6 protein-coding genes are annotated in these 8,390 nt (G+C 62.2%); 5 read left to right on the forward strand and 1 reads right to left on the reverse strand.

The annotated features are described in order from the left end of the window. Positions 1–364: 364 nt before the first annotated feature. Entirely contained in the window at positions 365–835 is a 471-nt protein-coding gene (locus FAS41_RS12855) for a YMGG-like glycine zipper-containing protein (RefSeq protein ID WP_138522741.1), read from the reverse strand. Between the two features lie 169 nt (positions 836–1,004). Here FAS41_RS12855 and plsB point away from each other — a divergent pair, with 169 nt between their 5' ends. The 5 genes from plsB to FAS41_RS12880 all read left to right on the forward strand — a co-directional run bounded on the left by plsB (position 1,005) and on the right by FAS41_RS12880 (position 8,303). Beyond that, positions 1,005–3,515 carry a glycerol-3-phosphate 1-O-acyltransferase PlsB gene (gene plsB / locus FAS41_RS12860; RefSeq protein ID WP_138522743.1) on the forward strand — a complete coding sequence of 837 codons (2,511 nt, stop codon included), beginning with the start codon at positions 1,005–1,007 and terminating at the stop codon, positions 3,513–3,515. A gap of 87 nt (positions 3,516–3,602) precedes the next feature. Further along, positions 3,603–4,049 carry a low molecular weight protein-tyrosine-phosphatase gene (locus tag FAS41_RS12865; protein WP_138522746.1) on the forward strand — a complete coding sequence of 149 codons (447 nt, stop codon included), beginning with the start codon at positions 3,603–3,605 and terminating at the stop codon, positions 4,047–4,049. Between the two features lie 149 nt (positions 4,050–4,198). Continuing rightward, complete coding sequence (locus tag FAS41_RS12870; RefSeq protein ID WP_138522748.1) at positions 4,199–5,251, forward strand: glycosyltransferase family 4 protein; 1,053 nt, start codon at positions 4,199–4,201, stop codon at positions 5,249–5,251. Positions 5,252–5,593: 342 nt separating this feature from the next. Next, positions 5,594–6,040, forward strand: a complete 447-nt coding sequence (locus tag FAS41_RS12875; protein WP_138522750.1) for a low molecular weight protein-tyrosine-phosphatase — start codon at positions 5,594–5,596, stop codon at positions 6,038–6,040. 19 nt (positions 6,041–6,059) lie between these two features. After that, positions 6,060–8,303, forward strand: a complete 2,244-nt coding sequence (locus tag FAS41_RS12880) for a polysaccharide biosynthesis tyrosine autokinase (protein WP_138522752.1) — start codon at positions 6,060–6,062, stop codon at positions 8,301–8,303. Positions 8,304–8,390 lie beyond the last annotated feature (87 nt).

Below are 8,390 nucleotides of genomic sequence, written 5' to 3' on the forward strand. Positions count from 1 at the left end.
TTCATCAACTCCACGACCCTATGACCAATCAGGCCAAAGTGCCATTTTTCGGGGCCTGCAGAGCCATTTTGGTGCTCGTTACCCAGCGTAACGAAAGTGTTTCGAACGTGGACCCTTTCGCACTTTCGCGCATTAACAGCGGGTAGTTTCGTTCCCGTTCATCCGTTTTCGCCGATCTCCGGAAATGTCTATCAGACGCAGCCAGAATGCGTCCTGCAGTTTCGGCTACAGCAATATGCCTGATCATTTATCTGCTGAATTGGCCGTCCGCCAATCCATTGGGCTCGATGAATAACGGCCATAAAACGCCGACTGGCCGCACCTGATGCGCAGCCAGTCGTGCACCATCAAAGGTCCCGGACGCTCAGGGACTAACCTGATAGCCCCGACCTTGCAGGCAACCGCTGTACGCGCTGGCGCTGGCAGTGCTTTGTGCCTCGTTCTGCGTGCGACGATCCTGCCGGCGGTCCTGGCGCTGGCGCGAAGCTCCGACCACAGCCCCCGCGGAGGCGGCATCGCCCGCTCGGTTTTGCCGATACTGCTGCTTGGCATCGTCACTGACGCGGTCGTAAACCTCATCATGCCGCTGCCCACGCACCTCCGCCGCCACGGCGCCGGCTGCCGCCCCCCTGGCCGCACCACGAACCCGACCGCCGACATTCGGGTCGGAATTGGTAGTAGCGCTGCTCGCCGCACTGGCGGCAACGCTGTTGCACTCGCTCATATCCTGCTGCATCTGTTGGCTGCTCTGGCCCTTGAGCGGGACGACGGTCTGGGCCGCGGCGGGCAGCGCAACCGACAAGGCGAGCAGGCATCCCCAAGTGAACGTACGCATCGCGGAACCTCCATCGAATGTCATCCCCTAAATGGCAGGATAGCCGCAGTCCATGGGGTGTCCGCCCGCGCCGACCAAGCGCTCGTGACTTTGCTGGTGGGGGCCTAATCCGGCAAAATAGCCGGCCTGAGCAATCGCTCGTTTTACCTCCGCCAGCCATAGGGCCTGTATGCCTCGTTACCCGTTCCGCCGCTTCGGTTTTGGTGCCCTGCGCCGCCTGCTGTACCTCTGGGTGCGCTCGGAAACCATCAACCAGTCGGCCTTCAGCCTGAAGATCGACCGCAGCAAACCGGTCCTCTACGTCCTGCAGCAGCCCTCGGTGACCGACCTCGCCGTGGTGGATACCGAGTGCCGCAAGGCCGGCCTGCCACGTCCGGTGATGCCAGTGGCAGTGGGTGAATCCATCGAGCCGGCAGCCTTTTTCTACCTGACCCCGGAACCCGACTGGCTCGGTCGCCAGGACAAGCGTGGCGCGCCGCCGGCACTGGTGCGCATGCTCGGCGCCATTGGCCAGAACGGCATCGACGACGCGCAGATCGTCCCAGTCAGCGTGTTCTGGGGCCAATCCCCCGACAGCGAAAAGAGCGCCTGGAAGCTGCTGTTCGCCGACAACTGGGCCGTCACCGGCCGCCTGCGCAAGCTGGCGCGCATCCTCATCCTCGGCCGCAAGACCCGCGTGCAGTTCTCCGCCCCCATCCACCTGCGCGAGCTGGTGGAGCAGAACAAGGGCCACGAGCGCACCCTGCGCATGGTCCAGCGCATCCTGCGGGTGCACTTCCGCAACCAGAAGACAGCGGTGATCGGCCCGGACCTCTCCCACCGCCGCACCCTGGTCAAGGGCCTGCTGCGCGCGCCGCTGGTGCGCCAGGCTATCCAGGAGGAATGTGAAACCCAGAAAATCTCCCAGGACAAGGCTGAGGCCGCCGCGCTGCGCTACGCCAACGAGATTGCCGCCGACGTTTCGTATCCGGTGATCCGCTTCCTCGAAGTGACCCTGACCTGGTTCTGGAACAAGCTCTACGAGGGCGTGAAGGTCAACCACATCGAGCGGGTGCAGGAAGTTGCCCAGGGCCACGAGATCGTCTACGTGCCTTGCCACCGCAGCCACATCGACTACCTGTTGCTGTCCTACCTGCTGTTCCGAAACGGTCTGACGCCGCCGCACATCGCCGCCGGCATCAACCTCAACATGCCGGTGGTGGGCTCGATCCTGCGCCGTGGCGGCGCCTTCTTCATGCGCCGCAGCTTCAAGGGCAACCAGCTGTACACCGCGGTGTTCAACGAATACCTGCATACCCTGTTCAGCCGTGGCTTCTCCACCGAGTACTTCGTGGAAGGCGGCCGCTCCCGCACCGGGCGCATGCTGCATCCGCGCACCGGGATGCTGGCGATCACCCTGCGCAGCTTCCTGCGCGACTCTCGCCGGCCCATCGTCTTCGTACCCGTCTACATCGGCTACGAGCGCGTGCTCGAAGGCCGTACCTACCTGGGCGAGTTGCGCGGCGCGGCGAAGAAGAAGGAATCAATCTTCGACATCTTCAAGGTCATCGGCGCTCTCAAGCAGCGCTTTGGCCAGGTCTGGGTGAACTTCGGCGAGCCGATCCACCTCGACGACTTCCTCGACCAGCAACAACCGGACTGGCGCGAACAGGAGCTGGGCCCGGAATTCCGCCCGGCCTGGCTCTCGGAAACCACCAACCACCTGGCTCGCGACGTCGCCCGTCACCTCAACGATGCCGCGGCGATCAACCCGGTGAACCTGGTGGCCCTGGCACTGCTCTCCACCAGCCGCCTGGCCCTGGACGAAACCGCCCTGGCGCGGGTGATCGACCTCTACCTCGAACTGCTGCGCAAGGTGCCCTACTCGCCCAGCGCCACGCTGCCCGAGGGCGACGGCCATCATCTGATCGAGTACGTGAAGAGCATGAACCTGCTCAGCGAGCAGAAGGACGCACTTGGCCGCATCTGCTACCTCGACGAGCAGAATGCAGTGCTGATGACCTACTACCGCAACAACGTGCTGCACATCTTCGCCCTGCCAGCGCTGATTGCCAGCTTCTTCCAGAACAGCGGACGGATCAGCCGCGAGCAACTGCTGCGCTACACCCGCGCGCTGTACCCCTACCTGCAGGCCGAACTGTTCATCCGCTGGAGCCTGGATGAGCTGGACGCCGTGGTCGATCAATGGCTACAGGCCATGGTTGCCAGCGATCTGCTCAAGCAGGAGAACGACACCTTCATCCGGCCTCCGCCCAGTTCGCGCCAGTACGTGCTGCTGACCCTGCTGGCCCGTGCCATCGCGCAGACCCTGCAGCGCTTCTACATGTCCATCTCGCTGGTGCTCAACGCCGGGCAGAAGCAGCTCACCGCCGAGGAACTGGAGAACCTCTGCACCGTCATGGCCCAGCGCCTGTCGGTCCTCCACGGTCTCAACGCCCCGGAGTTCTTCGACAAGAGCCTGTTCCGCCACTTCATCCAGACCCTTCTGGACGAAGGCGTCCTGCGCAAGGATGAGAACGGCAAGTTGAGCTACCACGAGCTGCTCGGCGAACTGGCTGAAGGGGCCGCCAAGCGCGTGCTGCCGGCAGAAATTCGCCTGTCCATCCGCCAGGTTGCCCTGGAGCGCCCGCCTCAGGAAGCAAGCGCTCCCTCCGAACCGCCGGCCGCCAGCCAGGGCTGAGCCACACCTCTGACGGTGGCTTGACGCCCCGACACCGCGACCGATAGATTTCTGACGATCCATCGGTTGCGGTCAGGGACGCTCCCCGTGTTCAACAGGATTCTGATCGTCTGCGTCGGCAACATCTGCCGCAGCCCCATCGCCGAACACCTGCTGCGCGAATCCCTGCAGGGCAGCGATATCACCGTGGCCTCAGCCGGGCTCAGCGCGCTGGTCGGCCACTCCATCGACAGCACCGCCCTGGCCATCCTTCGCCGTCACGGCCACCATCCCCACCCGCATCGCGCCCGCCAACTCACCGCCGAACTGATCCACGAAGCCAACCTTGTCCTGGTGATGGAGCAATCGCAGCTCCAGAGTGTTATCCGCCTGGCCCCCGAGGCCCGTGGCAAGACCTTCCTGCTGGGCAAATGGCAGACCGACCAGGAGATTCCGGATCCTTACCGCAAAGGCCCGGAAGCCTTCGAGCGCGCCTATGCGCTGATCGAAACCGCAGTAGCTCCCTGGGGTGATCGCCTGCGGGCTCGCCGGTAATTTGACGGAATATTTTACTTCCGACAAAAGCGTCAGAAAACCTTACAAAGCCATGATGAAAAAGGCTACGCTCTAGCCCAGCAAGACCATATTCAGCTGTTTGGTCTCCCAGTTACGACACGTAATTTTCCAGGGGCCTACATCGCTTTATGAAGATCCTGCATATCACCGAGTCCTTCGGCGGCGGCGTCACCTCGGCCATCAACTCCTACATCCTCAACTCCCAGCAGCATGAGCACTATCTGCTGGCTTCGGTGCGCAAAGGCGACACCACGGGAGAGGAAAGCGAGGGCCTGTTCAAGCACATGGAACTGGTGCCGCGCCGCCTGTCCAGCCTTGCAAAGGTAAAGCCCTACATTGATCGCGTGCAGCCGGATGTCATCCATCTGCACAGCACCTATGCCGGCGCACTGATCCGCGCCCTGCCTTTCATCCCTGCACAGAAGATCGTCTACACCCCACACGGATTTGCCTTTCTGCGCGGCGATCACCCGATGATGCTCAAGGCCTACCGGACCATCGAGTCACTGTTGGCACGGCGTACCGCCGTGATTGCCGGCTGCGGTCTGGATGAACAGCGTATCGCCGGGGAACTGATCGAGCCGGCGCATACCCTGGGACTGGTGAATGTCTGCGACGACCTGCCGGAAGTGCCGGCCGTGCGCAGTCTCACCAACAAACCCGTGGTCGGCATGGTCGGGCGCATCAGCCGACAGAAGGGCCACGAGTACTTCCGCGCCCTGGCGGAAAGCTGCGCGGACATTGCGCACTTCAAGTGGATCGGTGGGGGAGACGCCCAGGTCATGGCGGAGATGGTCCAGGCCGGCATCGAAGTCACCGGGTGGCGTCAACGCGGCGAAGTCATCGCCCACATGAAAGGGCTCGACCTGTACTTCCACACCGCCGCCTGGGACGGCTTCCCGATCTCGGTACTGGAGGCGGCGAAGCTCGACCTGCCCATCGCGCTTCGGCGCATAGGCCCGTTCGTTGCCGAAGGGTTGTCCACCGCACGGGATCTGGCAGAAGCACAGCAGCAAGTCATCGCCTTCGCCCAGGGCGATCCGGCCGTTCTGGCTGAGCTGGCGCGCAATAGCCACAGCATCCAGGGCCTGCACTCTGGCGAACAGCTACAGACTTCGCTGGAAAGCCTCTACTCCCGTTTCACCCCCGCACACCCCGTCAATCAGCTCGCCGCCGGCTGACTTCGAGGCCTGTCCCAACGGACAGGCCACTTGTTCCCTGTTTGGCTGCTCTCCCCCTCCAGGCCGCCTGACTCTGGCTGGAGCATGCTTTCCTCTTCGCGTTTTGCCCCTCATCGCTGCGCACGGCAACGGTAGAAACCGACCAATCGGCAACAGCCGAATGCGGCATTGCGCCACCAGAATTGTCCGCCCCTCGCCGCTATTTGAAGGGATTCCCTCTAACGCTCCTCAGAGAATTCCTAAAGCCCTCGAACGGGGGGGAGCACGCATTGAATCGTTCCGGCGCGAAGCTTAATTTTCGCGGCCCATAGGTAGCGCTCATTCAATGCAGCGGTGGTCAGCGTGTTCAAGAACGTACTGGTTATCTGCGCAGGCAATATCTGCCGCAGCCCGACAGGTGAGCATCTGCTCCAGCAAAATCTCGCCAGCACAGACATCCGTGTCAGCTCCGCTGGCCTCACCGCGATGGTGGGTCACCCGCTCGAACGCAGCGCGCTCGACACCCTTCAGCGACACGGCCAACAGCCCCACGACCATACGGCACGGCAACTGACGCCACAGCTCCTGCAAGCATCCGACCTCGTACTCGTCATGGAGCGGCGCCAACTGCAGGACGTCATCCGGCTCTCTCCCGTATCACGGGGCAAGACCTTCCTGCTCGGCAAATGGCAGAGCGAGCGCGAGATCCCCGATCCCTACCGCAGAGGAACCGCCGCCTTCGAGCACGCCTATGCCCTGATCGAAGAAGCCGCAACAGCCTGGTCCCGACGCCTTCAACCTCAACGCTGAATACTTCAAGAAGCCCCGTATGCAATACCCTCAAGCGCCCGCCCTTCCGCCGGCCGTCAGCGATGACGACGAAATCGACCTGCTCGCCCTGTTCGGCACCCTGGTTGATCACAAATGGCTGATCGCAGGCATCACCGCCGGCTTCATGGTCGTGGGGGCTGCCTATGCCCTGCTGGCGGCCCCGGTTTATCGCGCGACGGCCACCATTCAGGTCGAGCAGAAAAAGCCCGGCATTCCGGGGCTGTCGGACATGAGCGATCTGCTGGGAGCACAGTCGCAGGCTGTCACCGAGATCCAGCTGCTGACCTCCCGCACGGTGATCGGCAAGGCCGTGGACGCACTCAAGCTGGACATCGATATCCAGCCGTCGCTGCTCCCGCTGCTCGGAAACTTCCTCCATCGCCGCTACTCCCCGGATCATCAGGGAGACGTTGCCTCGCCGCTGCTGGGCATGAGCCGTTTCGCCTGGGGAGGGGAAACGCTGAAAATCTTCCAGCTCGAAGTTCCCAATGCACTGCTCGAAAAGAAGCTGAAGCTCATCGCCGGCAACGATGGCCAGTTCACCCTCCTGAATGATGACAACGACACACTGGTGGAAGGCCTGGCCGGGCAGCCCGCCGAGCAGAACGGCGTAAAAATCCAAGTCGAAACACTTCATGCCAACCCCGGCACACGCTTCACGGTCATCCGCGAGCGCCGGTTGAGCGCCATTCTTGATTACCAGCAGGCGCTCAATGTCAGCGAGACCGGCAAGGAATCCGGCATCCTCACCTTGTCGCTGGATGACGAACAGCCCGATCAAGCGCTTGCCGTCCTCAATGCCATCAGCCAGCAGTACGTTCTGCAGAACGTCCAGCGTGCGTCTGCCGAAGCCGCTTCCAGCCTCGACTTCCTGCGCGGACAGCTGCCGGAAGTGCGGCATGACCTGGAGCAATCGGAAAACGCCCTGAGCGGCTATCAATCCCGCGCCAAGTCAGCCGACATCAGCCTGGAAACCAAGGCCCTGCTGGACCAGATCGTCGCGCTGGACACCAACATCTCTCAGCTCAAACTCCAGCAAGCCGAGATGGACCACAAGTTCACCCGCCAGCATCCGGCCTACCAGGCGCTGATGCGGCAGATCGGCGAACTCACCAGCAAGCAATCCGGCCTCACCAAGCGCGTGGAGGCCCTTCCGGAAACCCAGCAGGACCTGCTGCGCCTGACCCGCGACGTACAGGTCAGCACCGCCATTTATACGCAGATGCTGAACAAGGCTCAGGAGCTGGACGTCATGCGGGCGGGCGCCGTCGGCAATGTGCGCATCATCGACCCGGCCGACGTCGACATCACCAAGCCAGTAAAACCGAAAAAGCCTCTGATCGTCGCCATCGCGACGCTGCTCGGCCTGTTCCTCGCCATCGCTCTGGTACTGCTGCGCAAGGCACTGAATCGCGGCATCGAGAATCCCGAGGCCATAGAGCAACTTGGCCTACCGGTCTATGCCTCCATACCCTACAGCGAGTTGCAGAAATCGGAAGAAGACCAGCGCAACAAGCACAACAGAAAGGGCAAAGCCGCTCTCCACCCAGCTCCTCTACTGGCAACCAGTCATCCCACCGACCTTGCCATCGAATCCCTACGTAGCCTGCGCACCAGCCTGCATTTCGCCATGCTCGAATCTGGCGATAACCGCCTGATGATCTCCGGCCCCAGCCCCGCAGTAGGCAAATCCTTCGTCAGCGCCAACCTGGCCGCGGTGATCGCCCAAGCGGGGCAGCGAGTACTCCTGATCGACGTGGACATGCGCAAGGGTTATCTGCACAAGGTGCTCGACACTGATGACAAGAATGGTCTTTCCGACCTGCTCATCCAGCGTTGCACCTTCCAACAAGCGTTGCAGCAAACAGAGGTAGAGAACCTCTGCTTCATCTCGCGCGGCCAGATTCCGCCCAATCCCTCCGAACTGCTGATGCACCCCAACTTCACCGACTTGCTGGAGAAAGCAAGCAACGAGTTCGACCTGGTCATCCTCGACACCCCTCCCCTGCTCGCCGTCACCGATGCCGCCATCGTTGGCCGACAGGCCGGTACGAGCCTGATCGTCACCCGCTTCGGCAAGAACGCCCCAAGGGAAATCGAACTGACGGTTCGCCGCTTCGAACAGAACGGCATCGAGCTCAAGGGAGCGATCTTCAATGGTGTCGAGCGACGCGCCTCGGACTATTACGGCAACGGGGCGTATGCCAATTACCAGTATGAGTACCTATCAGACAAGCGCTGACGGACGCGCCTGTAGCCGCTTACACAGGGAGGAACAATGAGCTCAATAACCGAGAAACGCTGGTATTTAGTGCAGTGCAAACCTAAG

The organism is Pseudomonas nicosulfuronedens (assembly GCF_005877905.1).
Classification (GTDB): domain Bacteria; phylum Pseudomonadota; class Gammaproteobacteria; order Pseudomonadales; family Pseudomonadaceae; genus Pseudomonas; species Pseudomonas nicosulfuronedens.

What these genes read in the sequence shown, in the direction of transcription:
- FAS41_RS12855 (WP_138522741.1), bottom strand. Translation starts at nt 835, where the DNA reads ATGCGTACGTTCACTTGGGGATGCCTGCTCGCCTTGTCGGTTGCGCTG.
- plsB (WP_138522743.1), top strand. Translation starts at nt 1,005, where the DNA reads ATGCCTCGTTACCCGTTCCGCCGCTTCGGTTTTGGTGCCCTGCGCCGC.
- FAS41_RS12870 (WP_138522748.1), top strand. Translation starts at nt 4,199, where the DNA reads ATGAAGATCCTGCATATCACCGAGTCCTTCGGCGGCGGCGTCACCTCG.
- FAS41_RS12880 (WP_138522752.1), top strand. Translation starts at nt 6,060, where the DNA reads ATGCAATACCCTCAAGCGCCCGCCCTTCCGCCGGCCGTCAGCGATGAC.